We start from the raw sequence: 18419 nt of genomic DNA, 5'->3' as shown, positions 1-18419 counted from the left end.
AGCCTCCGCGGTCGGTGTCGCAGGAAACGTCAGAAATCATTCAAGCGATAAGGCCATCCTCCGCGGGTCACCGGTGAACCCATGTGGAACCCTATAGATGAGCCACTTGCGTGGTAGCGTCTCGGCCAATAACCAGCGGCAACCAAAACCCTTGTCTAAGGATGGTACCGTGATCAAAACAGACATTTTGAGGCACCATGAGTCGTCAATCGCAGCATCCACCATAGGTTCACCGTATATCCACGATTAACTGACGTCGAATGATGTCCTATTAAGAGCCAATCGTTGACACAACCTACAACAAAATGGTTGCACGCACTTCGTCTGTTTGGTGACAAGGGAGACACCAGCAATGCTCATCACAAAGCGACCCCTAATGCTCGCTGCGACCCTCGTGCCGCTCATCGCCACCGCCATGCCAGCCCCGTCTGCCGTGGCGACATCAATATCCACTGCCGACCCAAGGCGGGTCAGTATCCAGTAATTCTTATCCCGAACACGGCAATATCACTGACGACCCGAACGTCACCCACATGGTCGATAACGAACTCAACCCGACTCACGCACACACCATCCAGTGCACGCCGTTGCCATTCAGCGAATGACCAAAACGATCAAAGTTAGAACGTAGCTACTCACCAAGGACACGGTTCGTATGAAATCACACAAACTACTCACGTTTGCGGTGGCTGCAATCATGGCTACCTCCGGCCTCAGCACCATGATTCCTACTCAGTCCGCTCTCGCGTCTGGACCATCGCAGGGGGCACAGAGCCAACACGTTGGTCCCATGACGTGTGTGCCCTTCTCCGGGCGCCCCGGTAGCTCGGGACAACTCCCCCTCGGAGTCATCCCACCAAACTGGGGAACTGACGGTTGGCAACGAATGGATTCCACCAGCCGCTCCGATCTGCCCAGCAAGATTGTGATGCGTGACAACACCGAGGGTTTCAACCAGCGCATGGATTTCGCCCTGCGTGACGGCAAAGTGTACGGACGTTTCCAATCCGAGAATCAGTGGCGTCACATCGACACGCCATCCTGCCTCGACGGACATATCTCAGCCATCTCCGTCAATGACGCCATGCTGGCCGCTGTCGATTCCAACGGTTGGGTGTATAGCCTTAATAATTTGCTCTCCTCTCCTAAGGACTGGGGCTGGTTCCGAGCATGGGGCAGCCCATTCTGGTTTGGCCGTGGGCTCAAGCTCGACAACCACGACCAAGGTTGGTGGGCCCTGTCCCTCATCGACAACCAGACCGACCGCACCTATCGCGGTGTCGACGGTCATGATCACCCAATCTCGTTGGCGATGTGCACCGAAATCATGATGGTCTCCAAAGACGGAGCTCACATTTACCAGCACGATCCCTGGCTGCCGAACGACTACTCCTTCGAGGCTTCAACCCCGTACAACTCGAGGTTCCGTGTGCATTCCATGTCCGCGTCGGGGTCAGTGGCGCTGATCACGAATGATCACGGCGACATGTTCACGAGGCTCTGGGACTACGACATCGCCGGGACCGATCCCGCCCAGTTCCGCTACACCTGGCAGGACCAGAGTAATCTTCCCAGTCCTTCCACGTGGCTGCAGGGCAAGGTCGATCCTCGCTACGCTGCCATCAAACTTCCACCGGCCGGGTGGAAGCATCAGCCGAAGATCCCCGGCGAGATCACCGACAGGCTTACCGTGGTGTCAACCGCTCCCGGATCCCAGAACCGGGAACTTCGTGTCGAGGGACGTCGTGAGGGTCATACCGGTTACTGGTCCAAGATGATTGACGCGAAAGCCTGGAAGTTCGTTCCCACCGGTCAGAATCTCAAGGGCAAGCCCCTTGACAACCCACAGCGCGATACGTCGAAAGTGGATCTCGGATCTGCCAGCGGGCTCAACTACTCGGGAAATCTGCAGGGCAAGGCGAACATCAACATCAAAGACTTCGCCTACCAATCGACGACCCGAACGATCGAGCTCACGGTGGGTGAGAAAAAATATCCGGTAAAGCTCCACTCGATTGACGGCCGCCTCAAGACGACCTTGTCAATGCTGAGCCACCGGGAACGTGGGCTCACGAGCACCCCACGGTACTACGACGCAGCCATCGAGGTTCCTGACTCCTATCTCAAAGACCCGGATTTTTCGCCTTTCATGAAGGGATACCTCAAAGGAGAGAAAGTCCATGAGCTTTACCTGGAGGTGACGAAGGATTCATTCAAGGTGATCAACGACAGACACCCCGAAATCGCGCTACGTAACGGACGAAACGTTTCCACCCTTGACCGGGCGAAGTAACACACCGAGACTCATCATGGCGGCGCTGATGCTCGGGCGTCGGCACCGCCATGATGACCTAACGTCATCACGACTCTAGCTAAGGAGTATGGAGCCTCTGACAGGAATCGAACCCGCGACCATCGCTTTACAAGAGCGGCGCTCTACCAACTGAGCTACAGAGGCATGTCACCTCGCGGCGACGTGGAACATTGTGGCACATATCGCCGATGCGGCGTCAATCACCTCAATGCCGAGGCGAGGTAGCGACGCGCACCCACCATGGACGGCCCGTACCACGCGAGCTTCTGGCCATCGACAAGACGCACGTCGAGGCCAGGAAAGGCGGATACATCGTCAGGACCGAAGTGGTATGGCTCGTCAGGAAGAATAACGCGATCCGGATGGGCCGCAGCGATGTCAGTCAGCTCGACGTGGGGATACCGGGACTCCCCCGGCAGGTCGACCAACTCTATCCCGACCCGCCTGAGCACATCAGAGATGTAGGTGTCCTTCCCCACGCAGATCCAGGGATCCCGCCAGACCGCCGTCACAGCCGAAAGTACCTCACCGCGGCACGGTTCGCGCCATTCCCGACCGGCTTCCTCCAGCCACTGTGGGCACCTGACGCCAAAGCCTTCCTCGAACAACCTCGTCAAGCTGGAGATGGCCTCCTCAACGGTGTCGATGCGCGTCACCCACACTGCCACCCCAGCCTCGCGTAACAAGGTGACGTCGTGCTCGCGGTTCTCCTCCTGGTTGGCCACCACGAGGTCCGGTCGAAGGTCGATGATCGCCTTGCGATCCGGGTTCTTGGTGCCCCTCACCCTAACCACTTCGTGCCCGACGATTTCTTCGAGATGGGTCGGACGGATGCAGTAATCGGTACAACCCACCAAGACATGTGGACAAGTCATCGCGATAGCTTCGGTAATCGACGGCACTAAGCTCACCACCCGCTGGACAGGTCTCGCTACCGAAGCCTTCACACCAAGATCATCGATCATGACACCACCGCCACGGTCAACGCCGTCAGGACCCAAAACGTCATCTGCGTCACCTCATTAATGCTTCCAAATGTGTCACCCGTCATCCCGGATAGGCGTCGCACTAGGTGATGAATCCATCCTCGCGCGATAAGCAAGGTCAGCGCGGCACAGCTGACCGTTACCAAGCACCACATCCAGCCTCCAGCCACCAATCCGGCTAAGGCACACACGCATCCCAACACCGTGAGGTTGATCGCCGCAGACCTCGGCGTCGTCACTCCCGCAACTAAAGACCCGAACCCGCCCGGACGGGCACACGGCACTTCGGTCATCGTCGCGAGAAGGATCGCCGCACGAGCCAGCGCAGGGCCAAGTCCCACCAGAATCGCCACGCGCCACCATGCCCCCGAGCCAGCTGTCCCAGCCAGACTCACCACAGCGGCCGCGTCAACAAGTAGCACCAGCACGATACTCATGACACCCATCGGCCCGATATCGGACTTCTTCATGATCATGAGAGCCTTCTCCGGCGCCGCCCGGGATCCCAAACCATCTGCGGTGTCAGCGACCCCGTCGAGATGGAAGCCGCCCGTTGCGCCGGCAAGCCAGCCCAGCGCTAGCACTCCGGCAAGCCACGGCCCGGCCCCCAGTCCCAGGACCAGGGCGACGATCCCTCCCGCCACCACGCCCAGACACAGACCCAGCCACGGGAAGGCGGTAATGGCACGACGGGCTAGTGGACGGTCAATGTCGTTCAGATATGGCCCGGGCAAGATCGTAAAGAGAGACAAAGCCTCAGCAACTCCACGCAGTGGCCCGAGTCTCCCAAGATCCGGATGCTGCTCGTCCGTCATGCCCACCTCTTGGGGATTCCGGCCACACACATCCACACCTCGTCGCATGCTTCCCCGACGGCGGCGTTGAGTCGCCCCAACTCGTCGCGGAAGAGCCGTCCAGCCGGGGTGTCGGGCACGACCCCCATCCCCACCTCGTTAGAGACAAAAATGACGTCACGTCGGGTACCACGGATGGCGCTGGCCAAGTCATTAACGTGGCGTCTTAGATCGTTCTGCCAGGCTTCGTCACCAGGAGCGGCAGCCCAGGCGCCAACCTCGTCAAGAATCCGAGTGATCCACACCCCAAGGCAATCCACCAGCACCGGGGAGTCGTCGTCGGCCAGCAGCACTGAAGCGATGTCGGTGGTCTCGACAGTCTGCCACGTGGCCGGGCGCCGAGCTTGGTGCAGGCGGATTCGCTCCTCCCACTCCGCGTCGCCAGGGTTGCGCTGGGAGGTCGCAACATAGGTGACACGGGAATCGCGAGGCAGCCTCGACTCGGCAAAGGTCGATTTTCCCGAGCGGGCACCCCCAATGACAAGCATCCGACAAGGAGGAACACTCGTCTGGACGGTATCGGGAATCTCGGTTTCCCCGCTCACTTTGATGTCGATGACCTCAGCGTCCTCAAAGGTGGCCATCTCGTTAAGGATGTGAGCGCTTGCCTGCACGATCGGTAGAGTCAGGATAGCCCCGGACCCCTCTCCTAGCCTCATACCAAGGTCCAACAGAGCGGGCAGGCCCAGGGCAGAGGTCGACGCCGTGATTCCTGGCTCGGCACCGGCGTGACTCGTGATGATGAAATCTCGCGCTTCAGGACAGATCGCGGTGGCCGTCAGGGCGGCAGAACAAGCGATAACACCGTCAATGAGCACGGGGATCCGTGACGACGCTGCAGCCAGAATAAAACCGGCCATGGCGGCGTGCTCAAAACCTCCCACCTTCGCCAAGGCCTCAATCGGATGTTTGGCCTCGGGTCGATTAACCTGCAAGGCGCGAGCGACGACTCCGATCTTGTGCTGGTGACGACGATCATCCGACCCAGCTCCCCTCCCGGTCACCTCAGCGGGCGGCAACCCGGTGAAGACGCTGATGAGGGCCGACGCCGGGGTGGTGTTAGCGATTCCCATCTCTCCGGTGATAAGGATGTCAGCCCCCTGCTCGACGGCCGCCACCCCAGTCTCAATACCGACCTCAAGGGCCTCGACAGCCTCGTCAAGGCTCATCGCCGGGCCTTGGGAGATGTCGTCAGTGCCACGACGCACACACCGCTGCCGAATCGGGGCGTCGACCTCGTGGCGGGCTCCGACGTCAGTGATCCACAGCTGTGCACCCATCTGGCGCGACAACACGCTGATCGCCGCCCCACCAGCCGCCATATTGATCATCTGCTGGGTGGTGATCTCCTGAGGATCAGGGGAAACACCTTGCGCCCATACCCCGTGATCACCGGCAAACAACCCGACAACCGGATGGCTCGGCACCGTCACTGGCACCTGCCCGTACATTCCGGCCAATCGAATCGACAGATCCTCCAACAGCCCTAGCGACCCCTCGGGTTTGGTAAGTAACTGCTGACGGGCTCGGGCCGCCTCCAAGGCTTTCGCATCAGCTCCTCGGATGCCTCGCACCGTGCGTGCAAGCAAGCTTTCGGCGGATAGGGATTCGGGCAGGCGGGCCATCATGCTCCATCGTCGGGGACGCCGCCGCATCCCCCGGGCCTGTGTCCTCGCAGGCCTGGGCGCCGCGCGCGTGCGCCGCAGTGGTCCCACCCCGGTCGGGGTGAGTGAGCGCGGTTCTGGTCTGACTTCGCCCAAGAGGCGTCACAGTGGCGGGACCGTCCCGGATTCACACCGGTGTTCCACCGCGATTGAGGCTCATTGTTCCACAGGCTGGTTTGATGGACTCATGGACGTCCTCATTCTCGGCGGTACGACGAAGGCCCGGCAGTTAGCCACCCGATTGATCGATGAGGGGGTAGACCTGTGCAGCTCGTTAGCGGGGCGCACGAAGTCCCCCCGGCCAGTTCCTGGCCCGACTCGGGTGGGTGGTTTCGGCGGCATCGACGGTCTCAAAGAATTCCTGACTGACAACGAAGTCAAGGTCATGGTGGATGCCTCCCACCCCTTCGCAGCAGCTATGCACGGCCACGCCGCTCAAGCATGCCGCGACCTCAACCTTCCGCTGGCACGGCTGGCACCACCAAGCTGGCGTACCCAACCTGAGGCAGCGACCTGGCACTGGGTTGACGACCACGACGGTGCTACTCAAGTCTTAGCTGACTTACCCGACGTCATCCTGCTGACAGTGGGACGCCAACCCGTCAGCCACTACCTGAGACTCGGCCCACGTCGGGTGATCGTGCGCTGCGTCGATGCCCCCGAGGAGGAGCTTCCCGCAGGCTGGAAGGTACTGCGGGAGCGTGGTCCGTTCACCCTCGACCGCGAGCGAGAGATTTTCTCGCAGGGTGTGGCTACCCTCGTCTCCAAGGATTCCGGAGGCACCGGTCTCGACCCTAAACTCAGGTTGGCGGCCGAAACCGACGTCCAGGTCGTCATGGTCTCACGTGGTCCGGCGCCCGGCTGGGGGGATGAGCTCAGTACCGTTGACGACGCAGTGCAGTGGACAGGAAACCACATCGCCACCGTGATTGAGCAGTAATCCCTCACGGAGCACTATTTCAGTGATCAGACGGGACGTGGGCCTGGGTCCCGTCGAGGTCAAGCCCGGCGACATCGCCGACGACGGTGATGGCCGGCGGGTTGATCTCGGCTTCCGCCATGTCTTCGGCTGCCTTCTCGAGGGTCGTCGTCAGAGAACGCTGGGTGGGCAGTGAGGCATCAGCAATAATGGCGACCGGTGTGTCGCCGGCCAACCCGCCGTCCATGAGGCGGGTAGCGATGTCGCCAATGTGGGCCACTCCCATGAGAATCACCAGGGTAGTGCCTGTCTTGGCGATCTGGGCCCAGTCCAATTCGGACCGAGTATCGCCAGGGGCGACGTGACCCGAAACGACGGTAAATCCCTGCACCATATGACGATGTGTCAGCGGAACCCCCATGAGCTCGGGACCGGCTACGCATGAAGTGACGCCGGGGATGATGCGCACCGGAACGCCAGCAGCAGCGCAGGCCTGCCACTCCTCGCCACCGCGACCAAAAACGAAGGAATCGCCGCCTTTGAGGCGCACCACCTTACGCCCAGCTTTGGCGTGCTCGATAAGCAGTTCGTTGGTGCGCTCCTGGGGGACGTAAGGCCCGCGCGGCACCTTACCGACCGGGATCCTCTCGGCCTGGGGATTCTCATCCATGATGGCGGTTGGAGCGAGCCGGTCGTAAAGTATGACGTCGGCCTGGCGAACCGCCTCAAATCCCGCGACGGTCAGCAATCCGGGATCACCAGGGCCACCTCCGACGAGAGTGACGGTGCCGGGAACGAGGTCTGCGGAGTAGATCATTGATATTCCTTAGTTGCGGTGTGCTGTCAGATCGGAGATAGCTCGAGCGAGCTCGGCATGAATATTCGAGTCACGGACTGCGAGTCTGATCCAGGTAGGCCCGAGCCCGGGGAACGTCTCCCCCCGCCTCACAGCGAAACCACGCTCGGCAAGGGGCTGGCGTATCGAATCCCCGCTGAGAGACGATGTGTTGACCAAAACAAAGGGAGCCTCGGAGTCAACAACGCTCAGCCCGAGGCCTTTAAGCTTGTCGACGAGGTCGGCGCGGGCGGCTGGGATGTCGTCGCGTAACTGGGTCCGAAAACGTCTAGCCTCTTCGCAGGTGCACGCGATCATGGCTGCAATTGCTGGAGTCGACACCGACCATGGGGTCTGGTGAGCTGCCAACTGTGCGACGAGCTGTGAATCACCGACGACATATCCGGCCCGGATTCCAGCCAGACCGTAGGTTTTTGTCAGGGAGCGCAGGACGAGGAGGTCGTCCATATCGCTTCCAATAAGGGACTGGGACTCATCGGTGGCGTCCATGAAGGCCTCGTCCACAACGAGGACCCTTCCGGGGCGGCGCAGAGCCAGCAGGTCAGTAGCCGGGTGCAGTCTGCCAGTGGGATTCGTCGGGTTCCCGACGACGACGAGGTCGGCATCGTCGGGGACGAGGTCCGGGTCGAGGGCGAACCCATCGGACACGTTAAGGATGTGCCGACCGACGCTAATCCCGGCCGCTCTCAGAGCAGCTTCGGGCTCGGTGAACTGGGGGTGGACGACGATTGCGTGACGAGGTTCGAGGGTGGCGACCAGCGGGAAAGCCTCTGCAGCACCTGCGGTGGGCAGCACCATGTCGGTAGGAACCCCGTGCATGGCCGCCAGGGCCTCGCGACCCGGCGTGGCATCGGGGTAACGGGCCCAGTCATGCTCGGTGGAGATGATGGCGTCGCGAAGCCACTGCGGCGGCTCACTCACGCGCACGTTGACGGCCAGGTCGACCAAACCGTCGGCGATGTCACGATCCCCGTGATGGTTGAGATCGGGCTCAACGACTTGATCACCTCGGCCCTCGTGGAACTTCGTCACCTCGCTGGCAAACCACGCTGCTTGGGTGGGCTGACCGGCCCAGTGCAGGTGCAGGTAGGACGCCTGAATCGTGGGCCGGCCCAGCCCCGCCGGATCTCCCAAAGCCCCCTCGGCGCGGTCGGTGCCGTCGGGCATCGTGATGTGCCACGCCGGGTCGAGGTCGGCCAGCGGAGTCGTCGTGGTGCGGTGAAATTCGTGACCAACGACACTGATGGAGTCACGTGTAGCGACGCGGTACCCCATCGTGAGCCGCTTTGCCATGGCCGCATCCATCGGTAGCACGCCAGCCATCTCGTGCCCGTCAAGGTGACGGCACAGATACAACAACCCGGCGCACTCGGCGACAATCGGCATCCCGGCCTCAGCGTGGGACCGTACGTCGTCCCCCAGCTCCGAGTTGGTTTCCAAATCGGTGGCATGCATCTGAGGAAAGCCGCCTCCCAAATACAGTCCTTGGATGCCGTCAGGAAGGCGCCGATCCGTAAGGGGATCAACGTCGACGACCCGGAACCCTGCCGCTATCAGCATCTCGGTGGTCTCGGGGTACCGGAAGGTGAAGGCCCGTCCGGCGAACATACCCACAAGCGGCGACTCACCGAATGGATGGCCTTGCCAGCCGGCGGATTCCAGGGCAGCGGCGGGGTCCCACGGCTCGACGTCGAGGTCGGGGGCAGTAGCAGCCATATCCATAACGGCGTCAAGATCGACGTATTCGGCAATGAGGCCCCCCAGCCCGGCAACCTTGGTCGCGGAGTCTTCCCATTCCCCCGCTGGCACCAGACCGAGGTGGCGCGACGGCACAAAGATCGACTCGGTACGCGGGATCTGACCGAGCACCGGGATACCCAGTTGGGCCAAGCCCCGAGCGACTTCGGCACCGTGACGGGGTGAGGCCACCCGGTTAAGAATCGCCCCCGCAACGGTGACGTCAGGATCGAACGTCGCCAAACCAGCCACGACGGCGGCATGGGTGAGCGAAGCATGCGCGGTGTCAACGACCACGACAACCGGAGTTCGGGTCGTCGTGGCGATCTCGGCGCTGGAGCCACGGCCAGTCCCAAGCTGGCCGTCGAACAGCCCCATAACCCCCTCAATAACCGCAATATCGGCCGGATCAGGGGTGACGAAACCGTGGGCTAGCAGAGGGGCCATGAGCTCGTCACCGCACATCACGGAGTCGAGGTTGCGACCGGGACGTCCACTCGCCATCGAGTGGTATCCGGGGTCGATGTAGTCCGGTCCGACCTTGAAAGGCGCCACCGTCCGGCCACTGGCGCGAAGAGCTGCCATGAGACCGGTAGCAACAGTTGTTTTGCCACCACCCGATGCCGGGGCGGCAATAAGAATTCGTGGAAGGCGCATCACCACTCGATTCCCGCCTGGCCGCGCTGGCCAACGTCAAACGGGTGTTTGATCTTCGTCATCTCGGTGACGATATCGGCCACCTCGACAAGCGCATCCGGTGCTCGACGTCCGGTAATGACGACGTGCTGAGTTCCCGGGCGATTGACCAAAGTCTCGACGACCTCATCGACGTCGAGCCATCCCCAGTCCATTGGGTAGGTGAATTCGTCAAGGAGGTAGAAGTCGAGGGCCTCGTGCGCCAACAGATCAGACACGTGGCGCCATCCTTCCCGGGCGGCCGCCTCAGGGTTCTCCGCAGCATCAAAGGATCGTGTCCAAGACCACCCGGTACCCATCACCTCCCAGGTGACCGGCCCTCCGACGCCGATCTCCTCATGCAGCTGTCCGAGCGCCCGAAGAGCATCTTCCTCACCGACGTGCCAGCGCCCGGATTTCACGAACTGAAAGACCCCAACTCGCCATCCCTGATGCCAGGCACGCAGGGCGGTTCCCATAGCCGCCGTCGTTTTCCCCTTACCCTCACCGGTGTTAACCACCAGCACCGGGCGTAATCGCCGCTGCCTCGTGGACAGTCCGTCGTCGGGTTCGGCACTAGTGCGCGCGTGCGGCATGGATGACCTCCTTCGGGTCCGCGCCCTTGGTACCGCGGCGTTTCCGCGACTTGACTTACGGGATAGACCTGGCTTGCGCTGGGACGCTCACAGTGGCGGGACCGCTCCGGATTCGCACCGAATTCCTCCCCGCGAGTCCCCTTGATTGTGTCACACGGGCTTCGGCTCCCCCACCCCGCGTTGGCCCGGATCCGGGGGCCAGCTTGCGCACTGGCCTAGGCTTCACCCATGACCCACGATCCTGATACCTCTCTCCTCGGACGTACCCCCGGCCTGGCCGAGGAGCACTTCGCCCACGACGGGCTCATCACCAAGCACGCGGTACGAGCCGTTGCGCTGGCAGCCCTGCGGCCCATGCCTGGTCAACTGTTATGGGACCTCGGTACCGGAGCCGGGTCAATCGCGGTGGAATGGTGCCGCACTGACCCAACCTGTCGGGCGATCGGGCTGGAACGCAAGGCTGAGCGGGCCGCCAACGCACGTACTAACGCGTCCGAACTCACCCTTCCGGGCCAGTTCGACGTGATCGACGCCGATCTGGCAAAGGGACTGCCCGAGGGGCTTCCTGACCCCGACGCAGTGTTCATCGGCGGTGGAGCCACCAAGGCCCTGGTGAATCAGTGCCGGCCACGACTTCCCATCGGCGGTCGGCTCGTCGTTCACGGTGTCACTATGGAGGCCGAAATGCTAGTGGAGACCCTGCACTGTGACCTAGGCGGTGATCTCATCAGGTTCGGAGTCGAAACCGCCGATGTCATCGGTCGGTTACACGGCTGGAAGCCAGCCCGCACCGTCGTGGCGTGGACCTGGCAACGCACTGAGTGACATGCCCGGCTACCCCCACTGCGGACTCAGCTGATCTGGGAAGCGAGTAAGCAGGCAGCCCGCATCTGCTCGGCGGTGGGACGCACGTGGCGCGATGCCGCCGAGATACGGATGTAACCACCGGCCGCGGGGAAACAGATGAAGCGATCGGTTGGGAATCCCACCCGAGAGGGATCCTCCAGACCGACGTCGGTGCGCATGGCGGTGGCGTCCTGAATGACAGCTTCCCCGGAAGGTGGAGCTCCGTCCACCCAAGCTCCGGCCTCAGCCCCGACCAGACCGGCCAGACGCTGAGCAACCTCGTCACGACTCATGTCTCCCGACCTCGCGTCCAGAGCGTAGGTGACATATCCCTGTCGTCGCTCAGCCAAATCTGAGGCCGTCAGTGCCCACCGCGAAATGCCTGCGATCGCGGCACCAACGACGAAGAGCACAATCGTCACCTCGATGTCGGGACGCGAGGCGATCTTCATGCTCCGGTAGGGGTAGGTGAGGAAGAAATCGAAGCCGATGGCACTAACGACGATAACGAGGGCGTCGACCAACCACGACCCTCTCAGACAAACGATGACAATGACGAGGACGAGCACGAGGGCCGCTGCCGGAGCGACGAAGACGTCAATGAGGGCGCTCAACACCGCACACACGGCGATCGGCACGGCGACGGCGCCGACAAGCAGCGCAGCACTCGACGATGACCTGTTCATGGGGTCCATCGAACCACCGCTGCGCCCGGACTGCCAAGATCGCTGCGCAGCACTTTAACCATCAATTCGAGGGAGCTGGCGAGGGATTGTCGGACAGCATCGCCACGACGTCGTCCATCGTCCTGGGAAGGTCCCGAACACCGAGGCGCCGGGCGAGCTCGAGGGGCCACGGAAGGTGCAGGTGTGCCCGTCCCACGGTGTCGGCATCGGCAAGTAACTCGCCGATCGGTCCTTGGTGCACCTGACCGTCGACAACGACAAGGGCCTCCTGCGCCCACGCCAGAGCCAGGTCGACGTCGTGGGTAGCCATCGCCACCGTTGTTCCATGATCGCGCAGCCGATCCAGGGCCTCCAACATCTGGGTGACTCCAACCGGGTCAAGTCCGGCGGTGGGCTCATCAAGGAGCAGCAGATCCGGGCGCATGGCCACGGCACCGGCAACCGCGACCCTCTTGCGCTCACCATAGGACAGTTGATACGTGGCACGCTCAGCCAGATGACTGGCCCCGAGCAGTTCTAGGGACTCGGAGACCCGGTCACGCACCTCGTCAACTTTGAGGCCCATATTCATGGGGCCGAAGGAGACATCCTGGCTGACATCGGCGCTAAAGAGCTGGTCGTCAGGGTCTTGCAGCACAAGCTGGACGGCTCGACGGTGCTCACGAAGTTGAGCGCGCCCGTAGCTGACAACGATGTCGCCCCTCTTGACGTGACCCTTGGCGGGTTTGAGGGAACCGGACAGGCAGCGCATGAGGGTCGTCTTACCGGATCCATTAGCTCCCAGGATCGCTACGCGAACCCCGGCGCGAAAGGAGACATTAACGTCGGTCAGTACCATAGGACGGCCCGGGTGGGTGGCGTACAGGTGCTCGGTCGACAGCAGGACCTTGGCACTCATCTGAAAATCCTTCCGGTCGTCGTCCAACTGATCACCCACAGGACAGCGATGACGATGACGACGATGATCTTGTATCGCACCGAACCGGTGCGTTTGATGGGCAAGGTGGCCAGCGCGGCCTCGAAGCCGCGATTAACGAGTCCATCGTTGAGACGGTTAGCCCTCGCCCATGCCCGGATTCCGACTGATCCCAGCAGAGCGGCCGTGTTGTTCATGCGCCTATTGAACCCGCCGAATCGTCCGGCCGGGGTATCGCCAAGGCGGGCGTGCTGGGCCTCGCTGGCTGTGACAACGGTATCGAGTAGCACGAAGATGAGTCGGTAGGTCAAAGAGGCGATTTCCAACAACGGATCAGGGATGTGGAATTTCCGAAGCCAGGTTAGGAGATCAACCATCGGCGTGGTGACCGCCAGCACCATGAGGGCGAGGGTGCCGCATACGCCGTGTTCGATCAGGGACATCGCCTGGGCGCTGGAAACAGGTCCGATGCTAAACGCCCCGGCATGCCACCAAACCGTTCCAACCGGGGTGGATCCAAGGCTGACGAGAACGGAGATGCCGCCGATGACGAGAAAGACGAGCGGGGCGACAACTGCCTGCCACAGTACCCGTCCAGCAATGCGGGCTGGCCCCAGGACGACGATCACACTGACGATCCCAGCCAACAGCGCCCCGGGCCAAATACCAGAACCTACCACCGACCTCACCCACCGCGAGGCCTCCATTGACGGAGTGCACAGGGCAGTCAGGAGCAGGGCCGTCGATAGGGCGACTTTTTCCCCGACCGGGCGACGCCGCCAGGGGGAATCCCAGGCGGCGTCGTCGAGAGAGGTAATTGTCATGACTTCGAAGTCGACGTGTCCTCCGAAGAGGTGACGGCGGCCTGCGGCACGTCGTCGACACTGTTGAGGTCGGAGGCGCGCTCAGCCTCCTCACGACCCTTCGTACGGCCACTCATGCGACCCAAGGCATATCCAACTATGCCAGCACCCAAAGCTGCCTGGAGAGCGAAGAGACCGGACTCGACTTCAGAGGAATTCGGCTCGAAGATCGGTTTGATCCACTTCTTGGCGCCGGCCTTCTCAGCGGCCTCGGCGGCAGCGTCGTCAGTTCCCCCGAAGCCTTCCTCGCCGCCGCTAGTCTTCTTGGCACCCAGGACCATGCTGATGATGAAAAGGCCAACCACGAGGACGATGATGACGGGGGTTACCCACTTACTCTTGCTAGTCAGGGAGCTGTCCCGATGGGCCTTAGCAACAGTATTCTCAGGCATGAGCCACCTCCGGGTTGTCATCGAGGACGCCGAGCTGTTTGAGCTGCGGGGCGGCGACCTTGGCAAGGAAACGGAACAACAGGATGCCGACGAGACCCTCTATGAGAGCCAGCGGAACTTGGGTTATGGCGAAGATGCCGAGGAACTTACCGACAGCTCCCCAGAAGCCACCGGTTGCATCCGGGAAGGCAAAAGCCAGCTGGAAGCTAGTCACGACGTAGGTGATGAAGTCGGAGAAGACCATACACAGGAAGATCGCTAACGCGTCAGGCCCGCGAAGTTTCTTGGTGAGCTTGTAAAAGGCGTACCCAGCCCACGGTCCCGCGATAGCCATCGAGAAAGTATTGGCTCCCAGGGTGGAAATTCCCCCGTGGGCCAGGAGCAGGGCCTGGAAGATGAGCACGATCATCCCCAGGAAGGCCATGACAGGCGGTTTGAACAGTGCCGCCCCAACTCCTGTTCCGGTGGGGTGCGAGGACGATCCCGTAACGCTGGGCAGTTTGATAGCCGAGAGCACAAAGGTGAAAGCGCCCGCGGTAGCTAGCAGAAGCTTGTTTTCAGGGTGCTCCTTGACCTCTTTAACGACCCGGTATCCGCCATGAACGACGAACGGTGCAGCTGCGGCATACCAAACCGCACATTGAGCCGGCGAGAGAACCCCCTCAGCGATATGCATGGGGTGTCATCTCCTTTCTCGGGATTCGCGTCCCGTCCTGGAAAGGCCTGACGTGCATGGCAGATCTGACTTTCGAACCGCATAGGGTCGTTCACAGTGGCGCGTCCGTGCCGGCACCTCCCGGCTTCAACCACGTCATCAGGACATTCTCGAGTTGTACGTTAACCAGTTAAACACAGCCGCTCCTAAAGTTGTATCCGAGGGTTGCCTAAGCTTGGTTGCGCACCCGTTACAGCACAATGGTCCGGTGTTACGCTTCCAAACAATCACCACCACAAGTGTTCGCCGTCGTCAGGAGCAGCATCGTGGCCCACGAATACGTCAACAACGGATCCGACATTTACCGCGAGTCCTTCCGTATCATTCGCTCTGAGGCGAACCTGGATCGCTTCCCCACCGACGTTGAGGGGGTTGTCGTCCGCATGATCCACGCCGCTGCCGATCCGGCCATCGCCGATGACATCGCTTTTACCCCGGCAGTAGTGACGGCAGCTCGCAGGGCTTTAGGTGACGGTGCACCAATTCTGTGTGATTCCTCCATGACGGCCACCGGCATTATCCGATCCCGACTGCCTCGCGACAACGAAACGATCTGCTACATCAAAGACCCTCGCTTGGCCGATATCGCTCAGGCGAAAGATATGACGAAGACCTGCGCCGCGGTGGACTTGTGGACCGAGGAAGGCAAACTCGACGGAGCCATTGTCGCTATCGGCAATGCCCCCACCGCGCTGTTTCGAGTGCTTGAGGTGTGCGAAGAGACCGGCGCTCGCCCAGCAGCCGTCGTTGGTATCCCGGTCGGGTTCGTCGGTGCAGCAGAGTCCAAGCAGGCCCTCGTCGACTCAAAACTGGGCTTGGAGTACCTCACCTTGCTGGGACGCCGCGGTGGATCAGCGATCGCAGTGGCCGCCGTTAACGCCATCGCATCGACCGACGAGTTGACCAATAGTCATCGCTGACGGCAGCAAACCGCTCTTTCCAGGACAGCGAATCGTCATTCTAGGCACGGCGTTTTGCTGATTCAGCGGTAGCAAACTGCTACTGTCTTAGCATGCAGCTGTTACAGCGCAACATCACAGCTTGGGTGCAAGAGTTACTGGACATCTCACCAATCGTGGTCATCGAAGGCGCTCGACAGGTCGGCAAATCGACATTGACAGGCATGATCGACAACGCCAACACCACATTCACCACCATGGACGATGACCTAACCCGCACGTTCGCCCATGACGATCCGGCGGGCTTCCTTAGCTCGGCCAAAGAGGGGCGTCTCGTGATTGACGAGATCCAACGTTGCCCAGAGCTCATCCTTCCGCTCAAGGCCGTCGTGGATAACGACCGTCGCCCCGGTCGCTTCGTACTCACTGGCTCAGCAAACCTGCTGAGACTTCCCGGCGCCCAGGATTCTTTGGCCGGACGCGCCATGACCGCCCGGCTACATCCATTTAGCCAAGGAGAGTTAGAAGGGCATAAGGAGGATTGGGTCAGTTGGTTACTCAGCCCGGACCGAAGAAAGGCCCAAGAAGCCGACCGTTCAAACGTCATCACGCGCCTCACAGTCGGGGGATACCCACTCGTTCAGTCCATGTCACCTCGCGTACGAACCGCATGGCTCAAGGACTACGCCAACAGACTGGTCCAGCGAGATGCCTCCGACATGGCACAGACCCGAATCCCCATCCTTGGCCAGTTACTCCAACTGCTGGCGGCTGCCCCCGGGGCCGAGCTGGTCCAGGACAGGCTTGCGCAGAAGCTCAAGGTGACACGCGGGACCGTGGTTCGCTATTCAGATCTCTTGGAATCCTTGTTCCTTATCCACCGTTTGCCAGCGTGGTCCCGCAATCTCACGAAACGACAGATCCAGCGTCCCAAAGTGTTCCTCACCGACACGGGGCTCAACGCCGCACTGTCAAATATGGACGCCGCCCACCTGAGCTCGATGCAGGGTGCCGACCACCTTGGTCCTCTACTCGAACAGTTCGTGGTTTGTGAGTTGCTGCGGCAACAAGGATGGTCGGCAACACCCTTTAAACTTTTCCATTATCGGGATCGCCAAGGTGCCGAAGTAGACATCATCGTGGAGACTCCGACAGGCATTATCGCGGTAGAAGTGAAGTCTGCTGTTGCGGCCACCGCCCGGCACTTCCAGCACTTCAAGGCTCTTCGAGATCGGCTTGGTGACGAATTCCTTGCCGGTATCGTCTTGACGACCGGCACGGGACAAAAAGCCGGCGATCGGCTCGAATCGCTTCCCATCTCCTCACTGTGGTCAAGGTGAGACGGGACTCGGTCACATAGACCGATCGCCGCACAGGACCAACCGAAGCGCCATCCCGGGGGTTATAGCAGCAGGACGGCCCCGATTCCTCAGCCCTCGTGCCCCGGCACGGATGCAGGGATGGTGAGCTGCGGCTTGATTGACGACTTAGGTTCCAACCCCCACTTCTCCAAGCTGACCCGCAGGTGCTCAGCAGCATCAATGTTGAGAGGGCCAGAGGTCCACATGGCGTAGGGAAGGTTCAGGAAGCGCTTCTTCTGCACTGCAGCAAGATTTTTGGTCGCCGGGTTGGATTGCAGGATCTTTACCTTCTCGGAGTAGGGCTGGGCATCGTAATCAACGAAGGCGATGGCGTCGGGCTTGAGTGTCGCCACTTTCTCCCAGCTGATCCTTACCCACGTATCGTTGACATCGTGGGCTGCATTCTGTCCACCCGCAGCATTGATGATGGCCTGCGGTCCGCCCTTATTTCCGCTAGTGAGGACGGTGTCCTTGGCTGAGTCGAACAGCAAAACCACAGGGGTTTTCGCAGCCTTCGGAGCCTTGTTAAGAGCGTCAAGCCGGTCGTCGAGGTCCTTGACCGCCTTTTTCCCGGTCGGTTCATTGCCGGTGAGCTTAGCCAGGTTACTCAGATCTGTGCGAACGGCGTCCCACGGCTGCATGACACCACGGGCCTTCTCACTGCCCTTCTGTCGACAGGATTCGCTGAGCAGATAACTGTCAATGCCCCGCTCATGGAGCTTGTCCGGAGTCAGATTGCCCTCTTCGGAGAATCCATAATTCCAGCCCGCGACGACGACATCGGGCTTGTTGGCGATGATCGATTCCAGCGTCGGATACCCCTTGACAGCCTCATGCAGGTTGTCAATGACATGCGAACCGTACTTGGCAGCAAGAATCGTTTTGTCGTCACCCAGTGAACTTACAGCAGCGATCTGCTTAGCGGCCCCCGCGCTGAGAGCCATGGCGATGATGTTGCCGTCATTGACATAGAGACGCTGGGCGACCTTGGGATACGTCACCTTGTTTCCACAGTTGGTCAAGGTAACTTCGGATGAGCTCTTGGCGTCGTCACCCTTGGAGGTGGATCCACTGCTGCATCCGGCAAGAGCCATGGCTAGGCACGCGACCACGGCGATGGGCAAGCGAGGAATAGACATT

The 18419-nt window shown here is 61.1% G+C and carries 19 protein-coding genes, 1 tRNA gene and 2 riboswitches; of the genes, 6 read left to right on the top strand and 14 right to left on the bottom strand.

Annotation, left to right across the window (positions count from 1 at the left end; translation table 11 throughout):
* Window positions 1-36: 36 nt before the first annotated feature.
* Window positions 37-225 carry a hypothetical protein gene (locus tag CPA42_RS02400; protein ID WP_002518762.1) on the bottom strand — a complete coding sequence of 63 codons (189 nt, stop codon included), beginning with the start codon at window positions 223-225 and terminating at the stop codon, window positions 37-39.
* A 227-nt stretch (window positions 226-452) separates the two neighbouring features.
* Between CPA42_RS02400 and CPA42_RS02390 the strand changes: the two genes are divergently transcribed.
* Both CPA42_RS02390 and CPA42_RS02385 read left to right on the top strand, forming a co-directional pair.
* Complete coding sequence (locus tag CPA42_RS02390; protein WP_002517338.1) at window positions 453-605, top strand: hypothetical protein; 153 nt, start codon at window positions 453-455, stop codon at window positions 603-605.
* Between the two features lie 281 nt (window positions 606-886).
* Window positions 887-2293, top strand: coding sequence for a hypothetical protein (locus CPA42_RS02385; protein WP_002516716.1), 1407 nt, complete (start codon window positions 887-889; stop codon window positions 2291-2293).
* 89 nt (window positions 2294-2382) lie between these two features.
* On the opposite strand, the gene CPA42_RS02380 is transcribed toward CPA42_RS02385, so the two are convergent.
* The 4 genes from CPA42_RS02380 to cobT all read right to left on the bottom strand — a co-directional run bounded on the left by CPA42_RS02380 (window position 2383) and on the right by cobT (window position 5782).
* Window positions 2383-2458: transfer RNA gene (locus tag CPA42_RS02380), tRNA-Thr, on the bottom strand.
* Between the two features lie 56 nt (window positions 2459-2514).
* Complete coding sequence (locus CPA42_RS02375) at window positions 2515-3279, bottom strand: helical backbone metal receptor (protein WP_002516675.1); 765 nt, start codon at window positions 3277-3279, stop codon at window positions 2515-2517.
* Window positions 3276-4115 (bottom strand): adenosylcobinamide-GDP ribazoletransferase, encoded by an 840-nt coding sequence (locus CPA42_RS02370; RefSeq protein WP_002518761.1) that lies wholly within the window; start codon window positions 4113-4115, stop codon window positions 3276-3278. The genes CPA42_RS02375 and CPA42_RS02370 overlap by 4 nt, the downstream gene beginning before the upstream one ends.
* Window positions 4112-5782: a nicotinate-nucleotide--dimethylbenzimidazole phosphoribosyltransferase gene (gene cobT, locus CPA42_RS02365; protein WP_002518760.1), complete on the bottom strand. Its 1671-nt coding sequence runs from the start codon at window positions 5780-5782 to the stop codon at window positions 4112-4114. The genes CPA42_RS02370 and cobT overlap by 4 nt, the downstream gene beginning before the upstream one ends.
* A gap of 81 nt (window positions 5783-5863) precedes the next feature.
* Window positions 5864-5979: riboswitch (adenosylcobalamin (AdoCbl) riboswitch) on the bottom strand.
* 26 nt (window positions 5980-6005) lie between these two features.
* Between cobT and CPA42_RS02360 the strand changes: the two genes are divergently transcribed.
* Entirely contained in the window at window positions 6006-6758 is a 753-nt protein-coding gene (locus CPA42_RS02360; RefSeq protein WP_002515063.1) for a cobalt-precorrin-6A reductase, read from the top strand.
* A gap of 19 nt (window positions 6759-6777) precedes the next feature.
* Here the strand turns inward: CPA42_RS02360 and cobA are convergent, their stop codons facing one another.
* The 3 genes from cobA to cobO are packed head-to-tail and all read right to left on the bottom strand — an operon-like array spanning window position 6778 to window position 10601.
* Window positions 6778-7554: a uroporphyrinogen-III C-methyltransferase gene (gene cobA, locus CPA42_RS02355; RefSeq protein ID WP_002515085.1), complete on the bottom strand. Its 777-nt coding sequence runs from the start codon at window positions 7552-7554 to the stop codon at window positions 6778-6780.
* A gap of 9 nt (window positions 7555-7563) precedes the next feature.
* Complete coding sequence (locus CPA42_RS02350; protein WP_002515109.1) at window positions 7564-9987, bottom strand: cobyrinate a,c-diamide synthase; 2424 nt, start codon at window positions 9985-9987, stop codon at window positions 7564-7566.
* Window positions 9987-10601, bottom strand: a complete 615-nt coding sequence (cobO, locus tag CPA42_RS02345; RefSeq protein ID WP_002515069.1) for a cob(I)yrinic acid a,c-diamide adenosyltransferase — start codon at window positions 10599-10601, stop codon at window positions 9987-9989. Before cobO ends, CPA42_RS02350 begins: the two co-directional genes overlap by 1 nt.
* 52 nt (window positions 10602-10653) lie before the next feature.
* Window positions 10654-10739, bottom strand: a riboswitch (adenosylcobalamin (AdoCbl) riboswitch).
* Window positions 10740-10829: 90 nt separating this feature from the next.
* On the opposite strand from cobO, the gene cbiT reads away from it, so the two are divergent.
* Entirely contained in the window at window positions 10830-11426 is a 597-nt protein-coding gene (cbiT, locus tag CPA42_RS02340) for a precorrin-6Y C5,15-methyltransferase (decarboxylating) subunit CbiT (protein WP_002515098.1), read from the top strand.
* A gap of 26 nt (window positions 11427-11452) precedes the next feature.
* Here cbiT and CPA42_RS02335 read toward each other — a convergent pair whose 3' ends face one another.
* Genes CPA42_RS02335 through CPA42_RS02315 form a run of 5 tightly spaced genes read right to left on the bottom strand, consistent with a single transcriptional unit; the run spans window position 11453 to window position 14980 of the window.
* On the bottom strand, window positions 11453-12142 hold the full coding sequence (locus tag CPA42_RS02335; RefSeq protein ID WP_002515066.1) for a DUF4118 domain-containing protein: 690 nt from the start codon (window positions 12140-12142) through the stop codon (window positions 11453-11455).
* Window positions 12143-12194: 52 nt separating this feature from the next.
* Window positions 12195-13031 carry an energy-coupling factor ABC transporter ATP-binding protein gene (locus tag CPA42_RS02330; protein ID WP_002515071.1) on the bottom strand — a complete coding sequence of 279 codons (837 nt, stop codon included), beginning with the start codon at window positions 13029-13031 and terminating at the stop codon, window positions 12195-12197.
* Entirely contained in the window at window positions 13028-13873 is an 846-nt protein-coding gene (cbiQ, locus tag CPA42_RS02325; RefSeq protein WP_002515095.1) for a cobalt ECF transporter T component CbiQ, read from the bottom strand. The genes CPA42_RS02330 and cbiQ overlap by 4 nt, the downstream gene beginning before the upstream one ends.
* A complete protein-coding gene (locus CPA42_RS02320; RefSeq protein WP_002515088.1) occupies window positions 13870-14304 on the bottom strand; it encodes an energy-coupling factor ABC transporter substrate-binding protein in 435 nt (144 codons plus the stop codon). Before CPA42_RS02320 ends, cbiQ begins: the two co-directional genes overlap by 4 nt.
* Window positions 14297-14980, bottom strand: coding sequence for an energy-coupling factor ABC transporter permease (locus tag CPA42_RS02315; protein ID WP_002515090.1), 684 nt, complete (start codon window positions 14978-14980; stop codon window positions 14297-14299). The genes CPA42_RS02320 and CPA42_RS02315 overlap by 8 nt, the downstream gene beginning before the upstream one ends.
* A gap of 278 nt (window positions 14981-15258) precedes the next feature.
* Here CPA42_RS02315 and CPA42_RS02310 point away from each other — a divergent pair, with 278 nt between their 5' ends.
* The gene (locus CPA42_RS02310) at window positions 15259-15939 is read left to right on the top strand and encodes a precorrin-8X methylmutase (protein ID WP_002518758.1); all 681 of its coding nucleotides are present in this window, start codon (window positions 15259-15261) and stop codon (window positions 15937-15939) included.
* Between the two features lie 92 nt (window positions 15940-16031).
* Entirely contained in the window at window positions 16032-17258 is a 1227-nt protein-coding gene (locus CPA42_RS02305; protein ID WP_002515076.1) for an ATP-binding protein, read from the top strand.
* Between the two features lie 89 nt (window positions 17259-17347).
* On the opposite strand, the gene CPA42_RS02300 is transcribed toward CPA42_RS02305, so the two are convergent.
* Window positions 17348-18418 carry an ABC transporter substrate-binding protein gene (locus CPA42_RS02300; protein ID WP_002515093.1) on the bottom strand — a complete coding sequence of 357 codons (1071 nt, stop codon included), beginning with the start codon at window positions 18416-18418 and terminating at the stop codon, window positions 17348-17350.
* Window position 18419: the final 1 nt, after the last annotated feature.

It is taken from the genome of Cutibacterium acnes, assembly GCF_003030305.1.
In the GTDB taxonomy this organism is placed as follows: domain Bacteria; phylum Actinomycetota; class Actinomycetes; order Propionibacteriales; family Propionibacteriaceae; genus Cutibacterium; species Cutibacterium acnes.
The sequence above is the reverse complement of the archived record's forward strand: the minus strand, read 5'-3'. Positions and strand labels throughout refer to the sequence as shown.